The 24,725-nt window shown below is 37.5% G+C and carries 21 protein-coding genes; 2 read left to right on the top strand and 19 right to left on the bottom strand.

All coding sequences use genetic code 11. The features are described 5' to 3' along the window. Positions 1–2: 2 nt before the first annotated feature. From VXN63_RS07300 to purE, 12 genes are all read right to left on the bottom strand, one after another. Positions 3–593: a hypothetical protein gene (locus VXN63_RS07300; protein WP_327757389.1), complete on the bottom strand. Its 591-nt coding sequence runs from the start codon at positions 591–593 to the stop codon at positions 3–5. A 100-nt stretch (positions 594–693) separates the two neighbouring features. Further along, the gene (locus VXN63_RS07295) at positions 694–1,083 is read right to left on the bottom strand and encodes a MerR family transcriptional regulator (RefSeq protein WP_327757367.1); all 390 of its coding nucleotides are present in this window, start codon (positions 1,081–1,083) and stop codon (positions 694–696) included. A 71-nt stretch (positions 1,084–1,154) separates the two neighbouring features. Continuing rightward, complete coding sequence (locus VXN63_RS07290) at positions 1,155–1,724, bottom strand: hypothetical protein (protein ID WP_327757366.1); 570 nt, start codon at positions 1,722–1,724, stop codon at positions 1,155–1,157. A 60-nt stretch (positions 1,725–1,784) separates the two neighbouring features. Continuing rightward, the gene (locus VXN63_RS07285) at positions 1,785–2,141 is read right to left on the bottom strand and encodes a DUF4288 domain-containing protein (RefSeq protein WP_225743062.1); all 357 of its coding nucleotides are present in this window, start codon (positions 2,139–2,141) and stop codon (positions 1,785–1,787) included. 120 nt (positions 2,142–2,261) lie between these two features. Beyond that, on the bottom strand, positions 2,262–3,257 hold the full coding sequence (locus tag VXN63_RS07280; RefSeq protein WP_327757365.1) for an aldo/keto reductase: 996 nt from the start codon (positions 3,255–3,257) through the stop codon (positions 2,262–2,264). A 133-nt stretch (positions 3,258–3,390) separates the two neighbouring features. Next, positions 3,391–4,845 (bottom strand): 6-phospho-beta-glucosidase, encoded by a 1,455-nt coding sequence (gene ascB, locus VXN63_RS07275; protein ID WP_327757364.1) that lies wholly within the window; start codon positions 4,843–4,845, stop codon positions 3,391–3,393. A 75-nt stretch (positions 4,846–4,920) separates the two neighbouring features. Then, complete coding sequence (locus VXN63_RS07270) at positions 4,921–6,879, bottom strand: beta-glucoside-specific PTS transporter subunit IIABC (protein WP_327757363.1); 1,959 nt, start codon at positions 6,877–6,879, stop codon at positions 4,921–4,923. A gap of 169 nt (positions 6,880–7,048) precedes the next feature. Continuing rightward, the gene (gene licT, locus VXN63_RS07265; RefSeq protein WP_327757362.1) at positions 7,049–7,885 is read right to left on the bottom strand and encodes a BglG family transcription antiterminator LicT; all 837 of its coding nucleotides are present in this window, start codon (positions 7,883–7,885) and stop codon (positions 7,049–7,051) included. A gap of 324 nt (positions 7,886–8,209) precedes the next feature. Further along, positions 8,210–9,205: a D-2-hydroxyacid dehydrogenase gene (locus VXN63_RS07260; protein ID WP_327757361.1), complete on the bottom strand. Its 996-nt coding sequence runs from the start codon at positions 9,203–9,205 to the stop codon at positions 8,210–8,212. Positions 9,206–9,454: 249 nt separating this feature from the next. After that, positions 9,455–10,753 (bottom strand): adenylosuccinate lyase, encoded by a 1,299-nt coding sequence (gene purB / locus VXN63_RS07255; protein ID WP_327757360.1) that lies wholly within the window; start codon positions 10,751–10,753, stop codon positions 9,455–9,457. Between the two features lie 31 nt (positions 10,754–10,784). Further along, positions 10,785–11,909, bottom strand: a complete 1,125-nt coding sequence (gene purK, locus VXN63_RS07250) for a 5-(carboxyamino)imidazole ribonucleotide synthase (RefSeq protein WP_327757359.1) — start codon at positions 11,907–11,909, stop codon at positions 10,785–10,787. Beyond that, positions 11,902–12,390, bottom strand: coding sequence for a 5-(carboxyamino)imidazole ribonucleotide mutase (gene purE / locus VXN63_RS07245; RefSeq protein WP_327757358.1), 489 nt, complete (start codon positions 12,388–12,390; stop codon positions 11,902–11,904). Before purE ends, purK begins: the two co-directional genes overlap by 8 nt. A 1,759-nt stretch (positions 12,391–14,149) precedes the next feature. Here purE and VXN63_RS07240 point away from each other — a divergent pair. Next, positions 14,150–14,830, top strand: a complete 681-nt coding sequence (locus tag VXN63_RS07240; protein ID WP_327757357.1) for a helix-turn-helix domain-containing protein — start codon at positions 14,150–14,152, stop codon at positions 14,828–14,830. A gap of 56 nt (positions 14,831–14,886) precedes the next feature. Here the strand turns inward: VXN63_RS07240 and VXN63_RS07235 are convergent, their stop codons facing one another. Next, positions 14,887–15,381, bottom strand: coding sequence for a DUF5626 family protein (locus VXN63_RS07235; RefSeq protein ID WP_327757356.1), 495 nt, complete (start codon positions 15,379–15,381; stop codon positions 14,887–14,889). A 305-nt stretch (positions 15,382–15,686) separates the two neighbouring features. Here VXN63_RS07235 and VXN63_RS07230 point away from each other — a divergent pair, with 305 nt between their 5' ends. After that, positions 15,687–16,520, top strand: coding sequence for an HAD family hydrolase (locus VXN63_RS07230; RefSeq protein WP_327757355.1), 834 nt, complete (start codon positions 15,687–15,689; stop codon positions 16,518–16,520). A gap of 100 nt (positions 16,521–16,620) precedes the next feature. Here VXN63_RS07230 and VXN63_RS07225 read toward each other — a convergent pair whose 3' ends face one another. The 6 genes from VXN63_RS07225 to VXN63_RS07200 form a co-directional block, all read right to left on the bottom strand. Continuing rightward, a complete protein-coding gene (locus tag VXN63_RS07225; protein ID WP_327757354.1) occupies positions 16,621–17,346 on the bottom strand; it encodes an amino acid ABC transporter ATP-binding protein in 726 nt (241 codons plus the stop codon). After that, entirely contained in the window at positions 17,339–18,802 is a 1,464-nt protein-coding gene (locus tag VXN63_RS07220; protein WP_327757353.1) for an ABC transporter substrate-binding protein/permease, read from the bottom strand. The genes VXN63_RS07225 and VXN63_RS07220 overlap by 8 nt, the downstream gene beginning before the upstream one ends. 430 nt (positions 18,803–19,232) lie before the next feature. Next, entirely contained in the window at positions 19,233–20,858 is a 1,626-nt protein-coding gene (locus VXN63_RS07215; RefSeq protein ID WP_327757352.1) for a glycoside hydrolase family 13 protein, read from the bottom strand. 24 nt (positions 20,859–20,882) lie between these two features. Then, positions 20,883–21,545, bottom strand: a complete 663-nt coding sequence (gene pgmB / locus VXN63_RS07210; RefSeq protein ID WP_327757351.1) for a beta-phosphoglucomutase — start codon at positions 21,543–21,545, stop codon at positions 20,883–20,885. Positions 21,546–21,600: 55 nt separating this feature from the next. Beyond that, a complete protein-coding gene (locus tag VXN63_RS07205) occupies positions 21,601–23,868 on the bottom strand; it encodes a glycoside hydrolase family 65 protein (protein WP_327757350.1) in 2,268 nt (755 codons plus the stop codon). Then, positions 23,869–24,702, bottom strand: a complete 834-nt coding sequence (locus VXN63_RS07200) for a DUF1189 family protein (protein ID WP_327757349.1) — start codon at positions 24,700–24,702, stop codon at positions 23,869–23,871. Between the last annotated feature and the right edge of the window lie 23 nt (positions 24,703–24,725).

The following is a 24,725-nucleotide window of genomic DNA, read 5'->3' as shown; positions in this document are numbered from 1 at the left end:
TCCTACTTTCGTTTTCTATTTTTTTTGTTTAAATTCCATGTTGGTTGTTGCTCATTTGTTGCTTGGATCGTATTGGTATACGGTAAGACGTATAAGAAAGAGTCCTTGACGTCCATGACTAAAACATTCGTACCTTGCTCGATAAAGGTTACAGGTTCGCTACTGTTCTCGTAAATTTTAGCCATTCTATTGGTTTTTGTAAAACCAGTATATACCAGCACTTCTCCCACGCCGTCAGCCGTTATTGAAACCGACACTGTCCCTTCTTTGCCTTCGAGTTGACGAATAGATGTGGCACTCGAATTTTCTGAACGGCTTCGAAAGGGAATAATCACGAAGATATTAAGTAGAACAATTCCAGTCACAACAGTCACAAATATAAGTATAAATAGCCCAATTGAAATAAAGGCATTACCAGGCATGCTTTCGTTGATCATGTAACCGATGAATACAGCAATCATTAGACTAACAAACAGATCACTGATGTCAAAAAAACCGATTGTTATAATTTCCCTCAGAGGTAACGTAAGTAAGGCCAAGATCAGACAAGCAACGAAAGCCAGTTGCATATATGTTTGGTTGGATAAAATCATTTCAATCAAATAAGGTTCACCCCCTTTCAGTTTTTGTTTTTAAATGTTGTTCATACATTGTGTATCATATAAATTTCATACTAAAATCTCAGCTTTCTTTTTAATAACTCAAGTTTTTCATTGCCGTTTCTTTACTCGCCAACCGACCTTCATAGTCATTAATTTTCTTGTCTAATTTTTGTAAGACTTGAGCCATTTCTTCTTGTTTCTTCAATAGTATTTTTCGTTCTTCCATCAATATTTCTCTTCTTTTTTCTAGAGCTTCATCTGCACCCTGTCTAACCAAACTTGTATATTCTTTTAATATTTCAAGTGGTAAACCAACTGTTCGCATGCATTTAATAAAATCGATCCATTTCAAATCTTGCTCACTAAACACTCGAACACCAGCTTTATTTCTAGTGATAGGTGGAATCAAATCGATCCTTTCATAATACCGAATAGTTGATGGTGCGATATTCATTTCTTCCGCTACTTTTGAAATATTCATCCAATTCTCCTCACTTCCTAAAATCAGTATATCACTTAAAGTCGACTTTAAGTGAAGTGAATGTGAACGATTCACTCTACTCTCCTAATCTCGTTGAACAACCAATCGATTTCTTTTCTTTCTTTAAACGGTGTTTCAAAGATTTCAACTAGTGCCAAGAAGCGAGTTAATTCGGGTGATGTTTCTACCAGTTCTTTGGCTGTCACGCCTCTTAAAAAAGCATAGTCATAGTCAAACAATCGACTGCCTAATTCTATGACTCCAACCGTCTTTTCCACCACTAAAATTATGGTAACGTCATCAAAATAAGGTTGAAACATGCCTTCTCCAAATGCAAGGATTTCATCATAGTATAGCTGACTCTTCTCGTTGTTCACAACTTTATAAAGTTGTAGATCTATTTTTCCGCCTAAATACGCCGGTAACTGTTTTGTATTGTATTCCAAAATTTCCAGTTGAGCTTTTACTATATTTTCAAGAGCGTAGTCTTCCAAATCCACTAGTTTTTTAATCACTTCTAAAGGATCTTCTTTTACTTCTACAATATTTAGTCGGTCACGGTATTGAGCCAGAAGCATTGGCGTATTGTCCTCATCTACCGATTCTCCGGGATCTATTATTCCTCTAAATTCATTGTCCACACTCGGTCCTCCTATTTACTTAAAGTTCATCTAGACAACCAACAGAATGCTAATACTCGTTTAATTAGTTTTCTCCCAATCAAAATCAGAAAAATACTTGGATATAATTTTTTCTGACGTCAAACCTTCTTCGATAAAGAACCGACTATATACTTCAGCGCCCTGTTCGAAAGTGACTTTATCTACCATTTCGAAGACATCTACTATTCTAACGACTTTCCAGTAAACCATTTCCCCTGATTCGACCTGGTATGGTTCTTCGGTATTCTCTTTATAAACCATTTGTTTTAATACATTGGGATCAAGTATTTCGTCGAATTGATAAAGCAGTATGCGATGCTCAAAATCGTTTCTTATTGAATGATCACTTGCATTGAATGACCCCATCAGTAAACTAACTGCTCGAACCACTAACATTTTCAAAACTCCTTTGGTTTCTAAAAGCGTTACTGTCTTCGTTTTATTTCAGTATACACATCTACAATAAAAAAAGGGAGCAACGATTGGTTGCCCCCTTTTTTCTAGCGTATTAACGGCTTATTTATTCGGATCTGGTAGGGCACCAACAACATTGTGGGGCACATATAAAGCTTCTAGTTTATCCATTTCGTCTTTCGTTAGTGAAATATCAAGAGCCGCTACTGCATCGTCAATATACTTTTCTTTTGTGGCACCGATGATGGGAGAAACAACTTGTGGTTTGTGCAGTAACCAAGCAAGTGCTAGTTGTGCACGCGGCACGCCTTTTTTCTCGGCCATTTCTGCTAATTGATCAACCACTTCTTTATCTTGCTTTTCTGTTGATCCGTATTTGGATTTTTGAACTTGGTCCGTTTTAGAACGCTCTGTTTGTACAGACCAGTCACGAGCAAGTCTTCCTGAAGCTAATGGACTATAGGGTGTTAACGCAATATTTTGGTCTTCACAAAATGGGATCATATCGCGTTCATCTTCTCTATAGATTAAATTATAATGATTTTGCATCGAAACAAATTTAGTCCAGCCATTTTTCTCCGCAATGTACTGTGCTTTTTGGAATTGCCAAGCATACATTGCAGAAGCCCCAATATACCGTACTTTTCCAGATTTAACGACATCATGCAAGGCTTCCATCGTCTCTTCAATTGGCGTATTGTAGTCCCAGCGGTGGATAATATATAAGTCGATATAATCCATATCTAGTCGACCTAATGTTTGGTCGATCTCATGTAAAATTGCTTTTCTTGATAACCCCTTCGCGTTAGGACCTTCATGAATGTCGAAATAAACTTTAGAGGCAACAACGATTTTTTCTCTATCAGCAAAATCTTTCAGTGCCCGACCTAAAATTCTTTCACTTTCACCTTTTGAATAAATATTAGCTGTATCGAAAAAATTGATTCCTTGGTCAAGTGCATGCTTGATGATGCTACGACTTTCATCTTCTTTCAGCACCCAGTCATGTGTCCACTTTTCTGGATCTCCAAAACTCATTGCGCCTAAACAGATGGGCGTAACGTCCATTCCTGTGTTCCCAAATTTAACGGTTTGCATGATGTTTTGCTCCTTTTTCTTTAAGATAAGGTTACTTTACCACTTAAAGTCGACTTCAAGTCAAGCATAAGTGTTATATATCCTATACAAAAAAAGCGAAGGAATCATTAAGATTCTTCCGCTTCTTTTATCATTATGCTAAGTCTTCACCATTTGATTCAATGACTTTTTTATACCAGAAAAACGAATCTTTTCTAGAACGGTCTAAAGTTCCGTTACCATGATCGTCTTGATCAACATAGACAAATCCGTAACGTTTAGCCATTTCACTTGTTGAGGCACTCACAAGATCAATACATCCCCAAGCTGTGTAACCCATTAAGTCTACGCCATCTTTAACAGCTTCTCTCATCTGTTCGATGTGTTTTCTCAAATAGTCGATACGGTAATCATCATGGATACTACCATCTTCTTCTACTTCATCGTAAGCACCTAAGCCGTTTTCTACAATAAATAGAGGTTTTTGGTAACGTGAATACATATCATTCAGAGTATAACGTAATCCGATTGGATCAATCTGCCATCCCCAGTCAGAAGTTTCTAGATAGTTATTCTTCACTCCACCAAACAAGTTTCCACCAACACTATCGTCACTTTCTTTAGAACTAACGGATAGTGACATGTAATAACTAAACGAAATAAAGTCTACTGTATAAGCTTTTAAGATTTCATCGTCTCCACGTTCTTTTTGGATATGGATATTATTCTCTTCAAAGTAACGCTCCATGTAACTTGGATATTCTCCACGAGCATGTACATCTGTGAAGAATAAGTTCATTTGATTTTCGTTCTGTGCTAATAGCACGTCTTCTGGATTATTTGTTTCAGGATAGAATGTTGAACGAGCTAACATACATCCAACTTGAAATTCTGGATTAATCTCGCGAGCTAGTTTAGTTGTTAAGGCACTCGCTACAAATTGATGATGAGCTGCTTGGTAGCTTAGTTGCATTGGGTTCTCAGCACCTTCTGTTAAAACACCCGCGCCTGTATAAGGGCTCATCGTTACAATATTGATTTCGTTGAATGTCAACCAATAAGTAACCTTGTCTTTATAACGTTTGAACACTGCTTCTGCATAATTCAAGAAGAAGTCTACAACTTTTCTATCTGTCCAGCCATTATATTTCAACGTCAAATTAAGTGGCGTTTCATAATGAGAAAGTGTGACTAAAGGCTCGATACCATGCTTTTGACATTCATCAAATACTTTATCGTAAAACGCTAGGCCTTCTTCGTTTGGTTCAGTGTCGTCGCCATTCGGGAAGATTCTAGCCCAGTTGATCGATAGACGGAATACTTTGAAGCCCATTTCAGCTAACAAGGCGATATCTTCTGCGTATCTGTGATAGAAATCTGTACCAAAACGTTTAGGGAATGTAGCATTAGATCGACCATCTAAAATTGCTTGAATCTCTTCTTTCGTTACATCTAAAGAGTGTCCACCTACACGCTCTTCTTTAGGAACAAATTTAACCATATCAGCGGTTGATAATCCTTTACCGCCTTCATTATAAGCACCTTCGTACTGATTGGCAGCTGTTGCGCCACCCCATAAAAAGTCTTTCTTAAATCCTTTGACTGACAAAATAACTCCACCTTTCAATTATGATGTAGGTAGCGTTTGTTCGCTACCTGCACTTTTACAATTCTTGTTACTTTTTTATATAACGACTGTCATAAGATAGTCATTCGTTGCTACACCTGTTTTATCTGTTGTTAAAAGATCTAGATAGTGATCTGCGTTTGTAATTAATACTGGTGTTGTTACTGGGTAACCAGCTTGTTTGATCAAATCGATATCGAATTCAATCAATGTTTGACCAACTTCAACACGGTCACCCGCTTTAACGTGAGCAGTAAAGCCTTCGCCATCTAGTTGAACAGTATCCATACCGATGTGAATCAGTAATTCTACCCCTTCATCACTTGTGATGCCAATTGCGTGTCCTGTAGGGAATAATGCTGTAACTTCACCTTTTACTGGTGAAACCACTTTGCCTTCTATTGGTTCAATCGCTAGTCCTTTACCCATTGCGCCTGAAGAGAATGCTTCGTCTTTGACTTCACTTAGTGGTAATACGGTTCCTGTTAGAGGACTTTCGATCACTTCTTTTTCTACATATGACTCACCATTAGCTTGTACAATTGCGCCTTCAGTTGTTGATGCAGATTTTGTTTCAATTCCTTGATCAGTTGCCACTTCAGCATCACCAAATAATGTGCCGAATCCAACTAGATACGTTACAACAGCTCCGAATACAAGACCAGCTGCAGAAATTCCGATAATGATGAATAAGTTTTGAACACCTGATTGTGCTGGATCTAAGAAGTTTGTATACCCAAATACGCCTAGTCCACCAATAATATAACTTCTAGTTTCGAAAAGAGCTAATGCCGCTCCACCTAGTGCTCCACCAATACAACTGATGATGAATGGTTTTCTAAGTGGTAAAGAGATACCATATATTGCTGGCTCTGTTACACCAAAGAATCCTGAGATGATTGCTGGCACTGCCAATGTTTTAACTTTTGTTTCTTTCGTTCTTAAGAATACACCAATGATTGCGCCTGTTTGTGCAAACGAAGCGATAAATGATAGGGCTAAGATTGGATCAAATTCGTAAACTGACAAGTTGTTAATTGCAACTGGAACAAGTCCCCAGTGTAATCCGAAGATCACAAGGATTTGCCAGAATCCACCAATCAATAGACCCGCGATAATTGGGCTAAAGTTGTAAACTGCTAACGTTCCTGCGCCAATCATATTTGCAGCGATATTCGCAACAGGTCCAATAACGATAAAGGTTACAGGTACAACAATAAGCAATGTAAGGAGCGGTACGACGAACAGTTTAACTACATCTGGAACAATTTTTTTCATCAATTTCTCAATTTTAGAAGCAAAGAATACAGCTAAAATAATTGGAATAACGGTAGAACCATATCCACCTTGTGGAAGAATAACTGGAATTTTCAAGAAGTCTAGATACACTGGAGATTCGAATAATGTACCAGCAAATAATGTATACATGATTTCGCCACCAGTAATTCCTGCGATACTTGGATAAACTAACGCTCCACCTATTGCCATAGCAATGAACGGTGCTACTTTGAATTTCTTAGACGCTGTATACGCTAGGAAAATCGGGAAGAAATAAAATAATGCATCGCCAATCGCGTTTAGAATCTGGTATGTTCCAGAAGTCTCTTCTAATACACCAATTGCTAGGAATAATGCGTTGAATCCTTTGATCATCCCTGTAGCTGCTAGTACACCCAGTACGGGTTGGAAAATACCTGATACTAAATCGATAAATTGATCTAATGGATTACCTTTAGGTCCTGTATCTTCATCTGTGTCCGAAGCGTTTCCTAAGTTACCCTCTTGTACAACTTGTGCATAAACATCTGGTACGTGGTTACCAATAACAACTTGGTATTGTCCACCACTCTTCATAACTGTTACAACACCATCCATATTTTTAATATGATCTGTGTTTGCTTTACCTTCGTCTTTCAATTTAAAACGTAGTCTTGTAATACAATGCGTTAAGCTATTGACGTTTTCTTTGCCCCCGACGTTGTCTAGGATTTCTTTTGCTAATTCTTCGTAAGCCATTACATTTTCCTTCTTTCTTGTTTTCTTATTTTTTGAATTTGAGTAATAAAAAACCTAATTTAATAGTCGAGAATACAATTTCCCCTTAAGGAGAATGTATGTCTGACTATCAACTTAGGTTTTGCCTGCATTCGGTCTCCCGAATCAGTAACAATCCATCTGTGATAGATTAATCTTCAGTTGTGACACGTTGAATATGAATCGCTAGATATAACTGCTCATCTGTAGTCAACGCCGCTCCTTGTGTCTTCAGCAGATATTCATTTATCCGCTCCGTACAGTTGAAGGCTTTTTCGTATTTACTTTTCACCTGATCGTATAAAAAGGTGTCCCCTGATTCTTTTCTTTCCTGTTGCAGTAACCGCCTTGCAAAATACTGAAGATGAGTAATGAACCGAGTATACTGAAAAGATTCTTCGTTGAATGTTTTCCCATAATAATAGCTAACAATATTCAATATATCTTGGACCATCTCTGTCATTCGAATGGTTACTTGTAAATCTTGTTCATCTTGTCTGGCATTTACAATGTGCAATGCAACTGCTGCTGCTTCTGACTCTGGTAACTGGATCGATAGGTTTTTTTCAACAAGTTCTAAAGCTTTCAGCCCGATTTCGTGTTCCACTTTGTAAAATCGCTTGATTTCCCAGGTCAATGGATTTTTAATGTCTAGTCCATCTTTTGCTCTGCTAATCGCATAGCTCAAGTGATCTGGTAAGGTTAGATAAATATGATTGCTGAGTCTAGCATGTAATATACCTTGAGCATATTTGATTACATTCGTCGCAATCTCAAGGATATCTGGGTCAATATCTCTATACAATGAGAGTAAATGCTCCATGACGTCTTGACCTTCTGGAATAAACGTTTTCTCGATTTTATCTATCTCGATTTCGTCTCCCGTATGCTTTTGAAAAGCAATACCTCTTCCCATAACAACCATTTCTTGGTTTGACTCGTTAAATGCGAGCACTACATTATTGTTCAATACTTTCTCAATTTTCATTTCACTCTTATGACACCTCCATTTAGGATTTATTAAAAAAAACCTAAACTCATCCCAAACCTACTATACAGCGAAAATTCGCTAAAGAGTAGCTTTCAGATCAATTTAGGTTTTGCCCATACAATTAAGTCTGGTAACAATCCATTTTATTGAATGACTGCTGTATTTAATTGTTGATGTAACTATAACACGGCTTCAAAATTCTTGCAAGCGTTTTTTTAAATTTATTTCAGAATTCTATATTTCCCTTTATACACCAAAATTTTTCACTTTTTACTTGAACTTATCTAGAGAGGCTTTTCTTTTATAGCCTCTCTGAACAGATTAGTATACTTCGTTCTCGCTTGTTTCTGTTTGCAGAATATCTAGAGCACTTCCTAATGAGATATCGACCATATTTTGAACAGCAACTGTTGTGTAAAACCCAATATGAGGTGTGATCAATACATTGTTCATTTTCATCAACGCTTCAAGATCTTGATCTGGTAAGGATTGATTTTTGAAATCGAAATTAAAGAAGTGTTGCTCGTTCGGCAAGGTATCTAAAGCGGCTCCCGCAATCATTTTCTCTTTCAATGCTTCTATTAAGGCTTTGATATCGACTATTGGACCTCGAGCGGCATTAATCAAGTACGCATCTGATTTCATTTGTGTCAGTGCTTCTGCATCAATTAGCTGAGTCGTTGACTCATCTAATGGTACGTGCAAGCTAACAATATCCGATTTTTCTAAAACAGATTGCTGATCTTTTTCATAAGTAAGGATTTCTTTAAGCTCTTCTCTAATAATTGGATCATAAGCTATAACATCCGCGCCTAATGCATTGAATAACCGAGCAGCTGTGCCACCAATTTTACCTGCGCCGATAATCCCGACAGTTAAGGTATTGATTTCTTTCGCAATCATTCCGCCCCAACGAAAGTCTCCCTTATTCATCTGATCTTCGACAATTGGATTATTTCGAATCAGTCTCAATGCCTGCATAACCACTAGTTCCGCTACTGATGTTGGAGAATACGCTGGAACATTAGTAATCTTTAAGTGGTATTTTTTTGCTAGGTTTAAATCTATAATATCGTAGCCCGCAGTACGTAAAGCAATTTGTTGAATCCCGAAAGATGATAATTTTTGGTAGATTGCTTCTTCTGTTAAATCAATTCTCTGCTGCAGGCAAACACCTGCATACCCGTCTACTAGCTCTACTGTTTCGAGCGTCAAAGGATTTGTTACCATTGTGACTTCTACACCATTACGCTTTTCCCAAGCCTTTACAGCTGGCTTTTCATCTTCTCTTACGCTAAACATAATCAATTTCATCAATCATTCTCCGCTCTATCCTTAATGAAACCAGTTTAGCATTGGTTTTCGTCTGACTCAACTCAGGTGACTGATTCCTCTATAATTCTAGATTTTAAACTTGTCAGATTTCTTTTTTCATCAACTCTATAAGTCTTTACAAATTATTTCTTGGATACTATAGTACTTGGACTGTCAAAAACTCGAAAGATATCTATCCTTTTTATGTAAAAAGCCCTCTGTATAGGAAATTGTCCACACAGAAGGCTTATCTTATTCTCCTAAACCGACTCTTTCAAATATTTCATCTACATTTTTTAAATGGTAATTGTAATCAAATGCTTCTTCTACTTCTTCACCAGATAGATGAGACATGACCGTTTCATCTTGTTCCACTAAAGTTCTGAACGCTTTCTGCTCATCCCACGCAATTGCTGTTAGTGGCTGAACCAAGTCATATGCTGCTTCACGACTTAAGCCTTTATCGATCAGTTTAAGTAGTACACGTTGACTATAGATTAAGCCTAGTGTTGCATTCATATTGCGTTTCATATTTTCCGGGAAAACAGTTAGATTACGGACAATATTTGAGAAACGGTTCAACATGTAATTCAGCAATGTTGTACTGTCAGGTAAAATAATCCGTTCCGCTGAAGAATGAGAAATATCTCGTTCGTGCCAAAGCGTTACATTTTCGTAAGCAGTGACCATGTGCCCACGAATAACACGCGCAAGACCAGCCATATTTTCAGACCCAATCGGGTTCCGTTTATGTGGCATTGCTGAAGAGCCTTTTTGTCCTTTAGCAAAACCTTCTTCTACTTCTCTTGTTTCAGATTTTTGAAGTCCTCTAATTTCAGTTGCGAACTTCTCTACACTTGTCGCAATCAAAGCGATGGAACTAACATACTCTGCATGCAAGTCACGCGGGAGTACTTGTGTTGAGATTTCTTGTGGACGAGTTCCCAATTTTTCGCAGACATATTTTTCAACGAATGTCGGGATATTCGCAAATGTTCCAACGGCTCCACTAATTTTCCCTGCTTCTACACCTTCAGCAGCATGTTCAAAGCGTTCAATGTGACGTTTCATTTCTGAATACCAAAGCGCCAACTTCAATCCAAATGTTGTCGGCTCTGCATGAACCCCATGCGTTCTACCCATTGTTACAGTATGCTTGTGCTCTTTCGCTTTTTCTCCAATAACTTCAAGAAGTATCTGTAGGTCTTTACGTAAGATATCATTGACTTGTTTTAACTGGTATCCGTAAGCTGTATCAACGACATCCGTACTAGTCAAACCGTAGTGAACCCATTTTTTCTCTTCACCAAGGGATTCTGACACTGCACGGGTGAAAGCTACAACATCATGTCTCGTTTCTTTTTCAATTTCTAAAATGCGTTCAATATCAAAAGAAGCGTTCTCGCGGATTTTCTTTACATCTTCTTTAGGGATTTCACCAAGTTCTGCCCAAGCTTCATCTGCTAAGATTTCTACCTCAAGCCAAGTATTATAGCGATTTTCTTCTGACCATAGTTGTTTCATTTCCGGTCTCGTATAACGTTCGATCATATGATTACTCCTCATTTTTCACTCTATAAGTTTAGAATTTCCATATTCCAGTATCTTCAACTTCGTTTAAAGTCTGATTCACGTCATCGGTAAGTACGGTGATATGGCCCATCTTGCGCCCGACTTTTGCCTCTGATTTTCCATAGTCATGGACATGCCAGCTAGGCTGCTGTTCATTCAACTCATGTGCACGCTCTAGATGTTCGCCTAGAATATTGACCATCACTGCTGGTTTCAATAGCTCAACTTCCGGAAGGCTGTACCCACATATTGCTCTTATATGCATATCAAATTGCGAGTCTGTACAAGCTTCGATTGAATAATGACCAGAATTATGCGGTCTAGGTGCCAGTTCGTTTGCGTAAAGTTCTCCCTGCTCTGTTACAAAGAGCTCAATGCCAAGTACGCCTACCAAATTTAATTGATCCGCAATCGTTTCAGCAATCTGCTTAACTTCTTTCTGTAAATCTTTAGATATTCTAGCCGGTACAATACTTTTTAGTAAAATATTATTTTGGTGGATATTTTCAGAAACAGGGAATACAGCAATCGTGCCTCTTTCATTTCTTGTTACCATCACGGAGACTTCCATTTGAAAAGATACCCACTTCTCAAGAATACAGGTCCCTTGTTCAAGCAAAGTTGCGGCTGATTCAATATCCGAAGATTTCTTCAGTACAAACTGACCTTTGCCATCATATCCTCCTTGGATCGTTTTCAGAACTGAAGGATAGCCTATCGTCTCACTTTGATTCTTTAAATCTTCTATAGAATCAATTCTAGCATAGGATGCAACTGGAATACCCGATTTTTTAAAAAACTCTTTTTCTTTTAATCGATTTTGTGTAATCAATAATAAATCTGTGCCTTGAGGTACATGAACTTGATCCATAACGCGTTCAATCGTACTAGCATCAACGTTTTCGAATTCATAAGTCAGTACGTCACATTGTTTTGCCAGACTTAATAAAGCTTCAGCATCATCGTAATCTGCTTCAATATGCCAGTCCGCTACTTGAGCAGTCGGGCAATTTGGAGTAGGATCTAAAACGCCTACTTGATAACCTCTTTCTTTCGCAGAAAAAGCCATCATACGCCCTAGTTGTCCTCCACCAATAATACCTATCGTACTATGAGGTTTGATCAAATTAGACAAGCGCTTCACTACTTTCTATTACAGTTTGTTTTAACCGTTCTCTACGTGATTCTATTCTATCAGCTATTTTAAGATTCGTTATTCCTAGTATCTGGGCTGCAAGCAAGCCAGCGTTGGTTGCTCCAGCTTTCCCAATCGCTACTGTTGCTACAGGAACACCTCCTGGCATTTGTACAATAGAAAGCAAAGAATCCAGTCCATTCAATGTACGAGACTGCACTGGAACACCAATCACTGGTAGCGTTGTTTTAGCCGCAACCATTCCCGGAAGATGTGCAGCGCCGCCTGCTCCAGCGATAATAACTTTGATTCCTTTACTTCTTGCTGACTCCGCGAACTCAAACATTAAATCAGGAGTACGATGGGCGGACACGACGGTTTTGCTGTATCCTATTTCCAGTTCATCCAGTATTTCACAAGTATATTTCATTGTTTCCCAGTCCGATGTACTTCCCATAATTACAGCTACTTCTACAGACATGATGCGCCTCCTACAGATTCATATTTATACTTTTTATAAACCATTCTTCTATATTCTAGCAATAATCCCTTTATTTAAAAAGCATTAATCGAACTTTAATCAATAAAAACGATAAAACGTTCGTTTTTGATCAAATTAATATCAGTATTTTACTTTCACAAGTAGATTTGAAAACTCAAAGATAGGATTTCGAACCTAATTTTCAGCACAGATAAAGCTTTTTAGAGTATAAAAATGACAAAGGAGTTGGACAGTATGAGTGATCGAGATAGACAAAACAAACATGATAGAAACAATAATATTAGTAGTTCCATGTATTCGAGGGTGAACATCGGTAATGATTTAAACAATAGTAAAAACGGAACGCGACAAACGGACATTGCAGGTAGTATGAATAACCCTGACGAAAAATCTACAAATACCCGTTCAAATTCTCGTTCATTTCTTTATACCGTATTATTTTTTTCTGTTAGGTGTAGGTTTTAGCTTCATTTATATGTATTTGTCTGTATAGTTGTTCAATGATTACTTGACCAGCCCTGAATCAAAAGAATTACTCCCTACAATAGCCTCTCTTACGATTCCTTTCGTAATAGGATTCTTAAGTGCAAAAGGCTTATTATCTTTACTAGCTAAATTTACTAAAATATCTCTCTAATATATTTATTTAAGCAGTATAAAAAGAGTTAAGACAACAATAATTGAACATTGTTGTCTTAACTCTTTTTCTGTACGATTCTCTCTATAAAGTATACTTGTTTCAAAGGACACAATCACTATTTTGTCATTGGCAATTTCTTTCACTTTTGTGATCAGCTGATTATTTACTGGTGAATTGATTCTTGTATATTACTTTACATATGTTCACTGAATTAACGATTTAAAGACACTGTATACTTTTTCAATAACACTAACGCAGTTAATTGCAGTAAGATCACTACAATCCATAAATATTGGAAATCTGAAATTAAGTTAGAACAGAGCGTAGCTAATATAACCAGCATTACACATATCTTCGTAATCGTTTGTAGCTTTTTTGACTGCAGACATTTAGACTGTAGTTCTAAATACGCGATAAACTTTGAAAACAGGTAAAGGGGGTAAACGAATAGATAAATATGCACAAATAGCAAAGTTGCTGCTAATAAATACGAGTCTATGTAATTAAAAGTGATGTTATCAATTGAAACTCCGAAGATACGACAAAACAACAAGACTAAGTTCAGCGTAAGGTAAAACCAAAGTGAGTCTTTCATGTATAATTCATCCGCTTCGTCACTGTTTTCAATACCCAAGCGTAAGAAAAGGTAACCGATAAAGTTTGTACTAATATAGATTAAACTATAGTCAAACAACGTAAAATTTAGTTTTAGAAAAAGCAACAAAAAACCGGATAAGATTAAATACATAGTCTGTCCTTTCTGGATCATTTTTAATTGATATCATGAGTCCCCATTGTATCTACTTATGATTATGCACAAAAGAAACGAATAGGGGGAGCAACGCTTCGTTGCCCCTATTAGAATACTTGATATATCAACGTCTCATTAGTTGAATTTCAAAAATCACTTTCTACTAATTTAACTTGTTGTGAAGACCATTCCACTTTATCAAGGAGTCACCTGTCTCTTTATTTTGAAATGGATCGTCAAATAAAACAAAAAGTCATATTTGTTCAATATAAACTGGAAAGAACAGAACAAAGCCTTCCTTTGCGTTACTCTATATAGTAAAATAATCAGTAAATAGGGAGGTGATTATGATGGAATTTCCAGAAAGACTCAAACAGTTACGTCTGAATAAAGGGTATTCACAAACTGCGCTTGCAAATGAACTCTACGTCACGCGTCAAGCCATCTCCAAGTGGGAACGTGGGCTTGGTAAACCAGATCATGAAACCTTAAAACAAATTAGTTGTTTTTTCAATATTTCGATAGATAATTTACTAAGTGATTCAGTCGATTTAGAACCTGATCTAGAACCCTATTTAGAACCGGTTTCTACTGAGTTTGTCTCAGAACAAGCTCTGCCTTTGAATACTGTAGCTGAGGATACCTACATAACCGAACCTGTCGAGAAAGAAAGTCATCTTTATAGCCCTTCTTTAATAGACAATTTGAAAACCTTCTTAAAATCATTGGATAGCCATTTTATGATGATGAGTTTGATTTCTTTATTCCCTATAGTCATCCATCCAGCTACACTACTATTATCTTTTCCAATTATGTTATTAGCTTATTTATACAAGAAAAAGCGCGTTTACTATACTTTAGCTATTATTGCTTCTCTCTTATTAGTTTCACTTGAAACTTATGGTTATTTCGGTACAAAGTTCGGCTGGTTTACCAACTACGAAGTTATTCTTCTAGATGAAGAACTTGAAGATAATCAGTCTGATGAATCCATTAAAGATGAAACGTCTTCAACTGATCCTTTTTAATTGCTGTTAACTACTTATACACTCCGGTCTTTCAAACTCGGTGTATAAGTAGTTTTTTATTTGGAGATAACTAATTCATTCCCATTAATCGTCGAAACGAGCTTTCCACTTCTATCCGAACCAATTAAAGGGCTAACTAAAAATTCTAACCGTGCTCTTTTATTGGAGCTTTCTCTAATCAGTTTTCTTTGCGATACTTTTCCAGAAAACGGCGTGACCTTAGATTCATACGCTCTAGTGATGAGTCGATTGTTTACCGTAATCTTATAACTTGCCTCCCAGTACAGTGGCAGCGAACCTTTTATTAAGTAAGTTTTGTTTTCTAGTGCTAATGATGAACTAAACCTATCAAAAGATTGATTCTGAATAGGCTCATCGATTTCGACTATCGTCACCAATAACTCACTGCCTGATTCTGTTTCGATATAAGCAGACTGTTCTCCTCCGACGTTCATGTCATATGAAAAAACTTCGCTCGCTTCGACTGATTGATCCATCGAAAGGGTGCTCCAACCCATGGCCCAAATAGATGCTAATAAAATTGGTTTCATTTTATCCCTCCTTTAATTTTCATTATATCTATCTACTACTCATAAGAAAGAACTATCCACTTTCAAGGGGGCAACGATTCGTTTCCCCCTTGATATCATGCGTTTTCCAGAAGTTAACGGTCACTGCTTATATTGGTATTGGACATGATTTTTGTAGAACCAAAAACTTTTTTCTTGTATAAAATTTTTGATTTGGTTGAACTCTTATAGAGAATAGCTTACGATTATGTAGTAAGTATTCAAAGATTAGAAAAATCATTTTCTGTTTAATACTTAAATTAAGCATATGACGAAGAGGTGAACGTATGGAAAAGCAATTAATATTTCTAGATGTAGATGGGACACTTTGTACTTCAGAAGGGACCATTTCTACACGCACTAAAGAAGCCATTCAAAAAGCACATGCAAATGGCCACCGCTTTTTTATCTGCACAGGTAGATCGAAAGCAGAGTTAACGGACGAAGTCTTGTCTTTACCGATTGACGGTATTATCGGAGCGGGCGGAGGATATTGCGAAGTCGATGATAAAGTTGTTTTCCACAAAGTTCTAGAAAAAGAAGGACTACTAGATTTAGTTTCTTATTTAAAAGAAAACAAAGTAGAGTATTATTTAGAATCTAACGATGGTCTCTTCGCGAGTACAAATTTAAAAAACTTACTCAACGAAATGACGTTAAGAGATAATCCAGGCAAAGGGCCTGAAGCACTCAAAGCAATCACCTGGTTCACAGATTTATTGATTGAAGACGAGAGTAAAATTGACTACGATCATATAAATAAATTAAGTTTTGTAAATCAGACGATTCCTTTCCAAAACATCTATGACCGTTACAGTAACGATTTCCAGGTTATTCCGACAACTGTTTCCGCTTTTGGTAAAGAAAGTGGCGAAGTTGGAGTTAAAAATATTCATAAGCAAACTGCTATAGAATATGTCCTCCATTATATGAATGAAGATAAAGCTCACACGATGGCCTTCGGTGATGGCCATAATGACGTCGAGATGTTTGCGGCTGTCCGTTACGGTATTGCAATGGAAAATGCTAGTGACCAGTTGCTAGCTGTCGCAGACGAAGTCACTACATCAAACAACTCTGACGGTATCGCCGTTGCTTTAGAGCGTCATGGATTAATTTAATCTATTACCAAGAAAACGCAAAAAACCACCCCAGAAACTTTATTTGATAAAAGTTTCTGGGGTGGTTTTAATGTTCTTATATTCTAATTGAAAATTACTTTTAAAGAATTTTCGCTAAGAAATCTTTTGTTCTTGGGTGTTGAGGATTTTGGAATATTTCATCCGGTGTTCCTTGTTCAACAATATAACCGTCATCCATAAAGAGTACGCGATCGGCTACTTCTCTTGCAAATCCCATTTCATGTGTGACAACGACCATGGTCATCCCAGATGTAGCTAATTGATTCATAACGTTCAAAACTTCTCCGACCATCTCAGGATCTAATGCCGAAGTTGGTTCATCAAAAAGCATGACGTCTGGATCCATTGCTAAAGCACGTGCAATCGCCACACGCTGCTTCTGTCCACCAGACAAACTTGAAGGATAGGCTTCTAACTTATCACCCAACCCTACTTGTTTGAGTAACTGACCAGCTTTTTCCTCTGCCTTGGATTTATCTATTCCTTTGCTTTGTACCGGTGAAATCATTAGATTTTTCTGTACTGTCATATGCGGGAATAAATTAAATTGCTGGAAAACCATCCCCATTTTTTGACGCAATTGATTCAGATTCTGCTCTTTTAATCCAGTCAACGGTGTGCCTTCAAATACTATTTCCCCATCAGTAGGTTCTTCCAATAGATTCAAGCAGCGCAAGAATGTTGACTTGCCAGAACCAGAAGGGCCGATAACAACAACGACTTCCCCCTGATTGATTTCTTCATTGATATCTTTTAAAACTTCATTTTTTCCAAACGATTTTTTCAAATGTTTCACACTAATCATGATTCATTCTCCCTTCAAAGTAGTTCAAGATTTTCGTTAACGTAAATGTCAGGAAGAAATAAATCAGCATCGTTATGAATAATGGCAAGATTCCTCGGAAAGATGTGGAACGAACAATTCTCGTTTGGAAAATCAGTTCACTAACACCGATAACCGATACGATCGAAGATTCCTTGATGATGGTAATAAATTCATTCCCAAGCGCTGGCCAGATGTTCTTTAATGCTTGTGGGAATAAGATATATCGCATTGTTTGGTTTTTACTCATTCCTAAACTACGTGCCGCTTCAGATTGACCCGAATCGACTGAGTTCAACCCACCACGGATAATCTCACAAATATAGGCTCCACTATTTAGTGAAACTGCAATAATCCCTGCTGTTAGTGCTGGAAGATCAAAGAACACGCCTGCACCAAAGTAGATAAACATAACTTGAATCAATAGCGGTGTCCCTCTTACAAATTCTACATATGAAGATGCCAAAAAGCGAATCACAACATTCTTCGTTAGTCTCATGAGAGATAAGAGGAAACCAAGTACCATTCCTACTAATACACTAATCACTGAAATTAGGATCGTGACATACATTCCATCAGCAAAGTATGTCCAATAAGTGCCTAGAAAGTTTTCAGATACATCTTCTTCCGATGTACCAGCCATATATTCCCCAGCTGTTCCAAGATATTCCTCAATCAGATTTTGATCTAAAATTTCTCCTAAACTTTCATTGACTGCCGCTGCCAAGGAGTCTTCACCCATACGCATGGCAATCGCTGAACCTTGATCTTCTTCATCTAATTCAAAGTCTCCTTCGAATGTGTAAAGCGTGCTATCATTTTCAGCGTGAGCCACTGCATTCGGTCCTTGCATCACGATGGCTTCAATACGATTTGTCTGTAGAGCTAAAATCAAGTCATTAATATTTCCTAGCTGCATTAATTCTACATCTGGAATTTGTTCTGCCAACTGCTCTTGCAATGAAGCAGTCTGAACGCCGACTTTTTGACCTCTTAAAGATTCTACGGAATCATAAATCGCTTCATCTTCCGCTTGAACCATGATGTTCTGGAATGTCTGGTAATAGATATCAGAGAAGTTTACACTTTGCCGACGTTCTGCCGTAGGTGTCATTCCTGCTACGATCATATCTATATTATTTGCTTCAAGAGCCGGAATCAAACTATCGAATTCCATATCTCTGATCACAAGTTCAACACCCATATCGTCCGCAATTTTTCGAGCGATCGACATATCCATACCAACGAGTTGCTGTTCACCATCAACTTCTGCATAGAATTCAAACGGCGGAAAATCTCCACTTGTACCAATAACAAGTTGCCCCTTCTCTTGTACACGGTCTAATGATCCATCTTCCGCGTATACCGACTGTGCCGGGACTAGAAGTGTTACTACCAAAATAATAAAGGCTATAAATGCTTTGAACGATTTCTTCATCTGCTTGTCTCCCCTGATACTACGATCAATGTATTTGTATAATTTTTGTATAATCCAACCTTCTATTTATAAGAGGTGTTGAAAAGAATCATATCATCATTTAAATAATTATGCAACATAATAAATAATTAATTGCTTTAAAATGTGATTTATCATTTTAATATACAATATTAATGTATATTAAAATCAATAAATATTCATATATTTTTTAACCATCTCTACCGATATACTTTTTTATGTATACCTATACAAAACGTAAATTAAGAGGATTTCCCATTATTTCCTATTACTTACCCATCTATTCATGATGTATAAACAATTATTATTATTCATCTTATTTCAAATTACCATTTAAAAATATACTTCATATTTCAGACAAAAGAACCATCTAGATTTGTATTAAATCTAGATGGTTCTATTTGAGTAAACGTTACTGGTTGACGTTTTCTATCACAAAACACTCATAAGGTTTTAAGATCCATTCAGTTGAGTCAACTTGTTTTCTATCATAATTACTAAATCTCACACTGGCTTTTTCTGAGGTCTCTGGCAATTCAATCGATGCAGATTCTTCTGAGAGATTCGCAGCAACTATAATCTTATTGCCTTTATGCGTTCTTTCATAAGCAAATACTTGCTGATGGTTTGGAAGTAATAAGTTATACGCTCCTAAAACGACTGCCTCATTTTCTTTTCTGTATTGAATCAATTCTTTGTATGTGTAAAAAATCGATTCTTGATCAGCTATTGCTTGCTCAACATTAATTTCATTGTGGTTCGAATTGACCGCAATCCACGGTGTTCCTTTTGAAAATCCAGCATTCATTTCGTCATTCCATTGCATAGGTGTCCGAGCATTATCTCGACCTTTATGGTTAATGGCGTTCAGTAGCTCTTCTGAATGTTTCCCGTTTTCAAGTTCCTCTTTGTACATGTTGATACTTTCAATATCTTTAACTTCTGAAATATCTTTTACCAGACGATTCGTCATTCCAATCTCTTCGCCTTGATAAATGTAAGGTGTCCCTTTCATCAAATGCAGTAGAACCGCAAAACATTTTGCACTTTCCACACGGTATTCTTGATCATTTCCCCATCTAGAAACGACTCTAGGTGTGTCATGATTATTCCAGAAAAGACTGTTCCAAGCCGAATCACTTAACGACGTCTGCCATTTGGATAATACGGTTTTCAGCTCTACTAAGTCCAACGCTTTAAGTGCCCACTTACTTTCAGGTTCTTGATCTAAAGTTATATGTTCAAACTGGAAAACCATAGATAGTTCATCCCGATCCGCTCCAGAAAACAATTCTGCGTTTTCAGGTGTAGCACTCCAAGTCTCACCAACTGTCATGACATCGTACTGACCAAACGTCTCGTGATTCATTTCTTGTAAGAACTCATGTAACCTCGGACCCTTATCTGTAATTTTTTCATCTGGTACTTTCCCAATTAGATCAATGACATCCATTCGGAAACCGCCAATACCTTTCTCGAGCCAGAAATTCATCATTTTGTAGATATCCTGACGCATTTTGGGGTTTTCCCAATTTAAGTCTGGTTGTTTTTTACTGAATAAATGTAGATAATATTGCTGACTATTCTCATCAAAGGTCCACGCTGATCCACTAAAAGTGGATTTTAAATCGTTGGGCTCCTCACCATCAATAGGATCTCTCCAGATGTAATAGTCTCTATATTTAGCATTTACGCCACTCTTAGCATCTTTGAACCATTCGTGTTCATCACTTGTATGATTAACCACTAAATCCATTACGATACGAATAGACCTCTTTTTTGCTTCTTCAATCAATTCGTCCATATCATCCATCGTTCCGAACTCTGGATGAATCGCCTGATAGTCACTGATATCATAGCCATTGTCATCATTTGGAGACTGATAGACCGGGCTTAACCATATCGCATCGATACCTAGCTCCTCTAGGTAGTCTAAACGTTGAATGATGCCTCTGATGTCACCTAGGCCATCTCCATTTGAATCTTGAAAGCTTCTAGGGTAAATTTGATAGACTACTGCATTCTGCCACCACTTCACATCTTCACTTCCTTCATGATTGTTTTAATGAGCTTCCGCTTTTTCAACTAAAGTCTTTAAATCAAGTTCATCTGTCTGTTCAACAAAATAATCAGCTGCTTTCATTGACTCTTTTGAGCCAACACCTACAGAAAACATCCCTGCACGATTGATTGCTTCGATTCCCGCTTCTGCATCTTCAATACCAATACATTCAGCAGGTGTCAGTCCTAGCAAATCAGCACCCTTATGGAAAATTTCTGGAGAAGGTTTTCCTTGTTTCAAGCTAGCAGGATCAACAATCCCAACGAACTGATCTTTCACCTGTAAGTGTTCAAGAATCGTTGGTGCATTTTTGCTAGCCGAAGCTACCGATAACTTAATATCCATCTTCCGTGCATCCAGTAGGAGTTGTTCCATTCCTGGACAAAGATTTGCTGGCGTGATGTTCTCGATAGAACTTTTGTATTCTTCGTTTTTTCTCGTTGCCAGCTCCTGCTTTTCTTCTTCTGTATAGTCTTTTTCCTTTTCTCCATGTTTTAAAATTAATTCTAGTGACTCCATACGGCTGATGCCTTTTAACTGCTCGTTAAACTTTCGGTCAATTTCAATTCCAATTTTTTCTGCTAGCGATTTCCAAGCTAGATAGTGGTATTCAGCTGTGTCAGTGATTACACCGTCCAGATCCAAAACAAGACCTTTAATCATTTCAATCTCCTCAATCTTTGACTTTTCGTTTTACATTATTTCAACTTATTCTAATTTATTGAATTTCTATCTTTACCGAGTCTTCCAATGTGACCGGCTTACCAAACACTTCAAAATTCAGTGCTTCTCCCGTTTCTAAGCGGAAAGTCACAACTGTTTTTTCAACTGTTACACTGAGTAATCTTTCTCGATAATTTAATTTAAAGGCATATTCATTCCATTGTTCTGGACAATACGGAGCAAAAGATAAGCTTCCTGTTTGAGTTCGCATACCCGCAAATCCTTGAACGATTGATAACCAGCCTCCACTCATTGAAGTGATATGAAGTCCATCTTCTGTATCATTGTTGTAGTTATCAAGATCCAGTCTGGCTGTTCTTTCATACATTTCAAAAGCTTTTTCTTTTTTGCCGAGCTCAGAAGCAAGGATAGAATGAACCAATGGAGATAAAGAAGATTCATGAACCGTTAGCGGCTCATAGAAATTAAAGTTCTGTTCTTTTTCAGCTTGACTATAGTTATGATTCAAGAAATAGAGTCCTTGTAAGACATCTGCTTGTTTGATAAACGGTGATCTTAAAATCTTGTCCCATGACCAATTCTGATTGATTGGACGTTCTGATGGGTCAAGTGTGTCAACGGGTCTCAAATCTTTGTCTAGGAATGAGTCATGTTGGACAAAGATATCGAGTGCTTCATCTTTAGGCAAGTACATCTTTTCAGCAATTTCTTTCCATTGTTTTTGTTCTGTTTCATTAATACTTAACTCTTGAAGCTTCTCACTGCTCACTTTGGTTAACGTTTCTAATGTATAATTCAGACACCATTTCGCCATCGTGTTGGTATACCAGTTGTTGCTGACGTTATTTTCATATTCATTTGGCCCCGTTACACCATGAATCATGTATTGCTCGTTTCTAGCAGAATAGTGAACACGATCAGCCCAGAATCTAGAAATACCTACAAGTACATCCACACCTTGGTTTAAGAGATAGTCTTCATTACCTGTATACGTCGTATAGTTGAAAATCCCGTGTGCAATCGCACCGTTACGGTGAATTTCTTCAAATGTGATCTCCCATTCATTGTGACACTCAATTCCAGTGAAGGTTACCATAGGATACAGAGCACCTTTGAGCCCTTGCTTCGCTGCATTCTCGTAAGCTTGTTCTAATTGATTATGGCGGTAAACAAGTAACTGTCTAAAGGTCTCTTCATTTGTAACGGATAAGTACATCGGCAGGATACAAGCTTCTGTATCCCAATAAGTAGCGCCGCCGTATTTTTCACCTGTGAAACCTTTTGGCCCCACGTTTAGTCTCGGATCTTCTCCGTAATAGGTTGAAAATAACTGGAAGATATTGAACCGAATACCTTGCTGGCTTGCATCATCTCCGTCAATTTGAACATCTGCATTATTCCAGCGCGTGCTCCACTCCGTTAAATGTTCTTCTAGTACTTTTTGGAAACCCTTATCTGAAGCCCGCTCTAAGATTTGTTCAGCTTGTTGAACTTGCTTCTCAGCTTCTACATCACGGCTTGTTACGACCGCTATAAATTTGGTCAATTCTAACTGATGACCGGTTTCAAGCTTGTAGAAAAAACGCTCGCCAACATACATGGACTGTTCTTTTTCAGGATCTTTCGATTCTGCTTCTGACTCGTTACTCATCATTGTCGTAACGGTAAATCGCTCCGTACCGAAGGGATTTTCTTTTGTTTTCGTTTTTAAGAACGGGAGTGGTTGATGTCCTTTTTCAAGTTCGATCCAAAATTGTTCTTCGTAATTACTATCTTCATTCGTCACGTTACCATCTAAATGTGGAATCAACGTGATTTCTGCTGCTCCCGAAAGCATTTCCGCTTCTACTTTAACAACGGCAAGTTCTTTGGTGTGTGCACTAACGAACCGTGTGAAGTGAAATAAGATTTCTAATTGCTCTTTTTTCCAGACAAAAGAACGTCTCAGGACCCCTTCTTTCATATCTAGTTCAACTTTGAACTGCTGAGCGGTATCAACAGCAAGATCTACTTTATGTTCATCCACATAAATGTCGACTGGAATAAAGTTCGTTGCGTTGATCACTTTGCCAAAATAGTCTGGATAGCCGATTTTCCACCAGCCAACCTTTGTTTTGTCTGGGAACCAAACACCCGCAATATAGGTTCCGATATGTGAATCCCCAGAATAGCCTTCTTCATAATTTCCTCTTAAACCCATATACCCGTTACCAATAGAAGTTAGGCTCTCCTGTAGCCTTTTGTTCTCTCCCACTGTATCTGAAGTCAGTTTCCATGGGTCAATTCCAAATAGTCTCTCCATTTAATCTGTCCACTCCTGTACTCTAGATTGATCTTTTTTATCGTTGAACTGTGTTTTAAAGTAAATCAGAACCAGCATAATCAGTAGTCCTGTTGTTTGGATCGTCATCATCCAGATAATATCAAACTGGATCAATCCATATAGTAAAGCTAAAATTGTTGGTAGTCCTAATCCATAAAGAATAATGGCAACAGACTCTTTATATGTCGTTATTGAAGTTAAGTGACTCTTTTTCGTGAAATAAAGAAATAACGCTGAACCTAAGGTTAATACGACTAACATGGTAAAGGTCATAAATGAAATTAAAAAAGTCAGTGCAGCTACGATATAGACACGATTATTCACTCTCCATTGTCGATTTAGTTCTGTTTTCACTTCTTCTACTGAAGCAGATTCCACCGAAAAGTCTTTTGTATAGCGCACTTTTAGTTCAGGTTGTGCATGTTCCCTGATCGTAAACTCCGTTGGACCAAATGCTACAGCGACATCACTGTCGATTAACGGATTATCTGACTGATCAATGAGTACTAGCCCGTCTGTTTTTGTCTGAAGAGTAGACTGCTCGACGAGTAATCTGCCTTCTTCTACAGGAATTTTAGAGAGTCCCTCTGCAGCTTCACCGTCAATTAGGTTAAAAGCTTCTGGATAAAACTGCTCAACACCGATTGTGTCTGTCTGCGCAAAGTTCAATGAAACTGGAATCGTGATCAGTGCATTCAAAAAGATCAAGACGATTACAATGGTCGGCCATCCAATCGCATGGCGATTGAAAAAAGCTCGTTTAGGTGTGAAAATATTTGTGAAATAATTTAATGGAAAGCTGTCTGTTCTCATATTCATTCCTACTTTTTAAAATC

The sequence above is a fragment of the Marinilactibacillus sp. XAAS-LB27 genome, from assembly GCF_036039175.1.
Lineage (GTDB): Bacteria > Bacillota > Bacilli > Lactobacillales > Carnobacteriaceae_A > Marinilactibacillus.
Note: the sequence above shows the minus strand (reverse complement) of the source record. Positions and strands in the feature narration are given on the sequence as shown.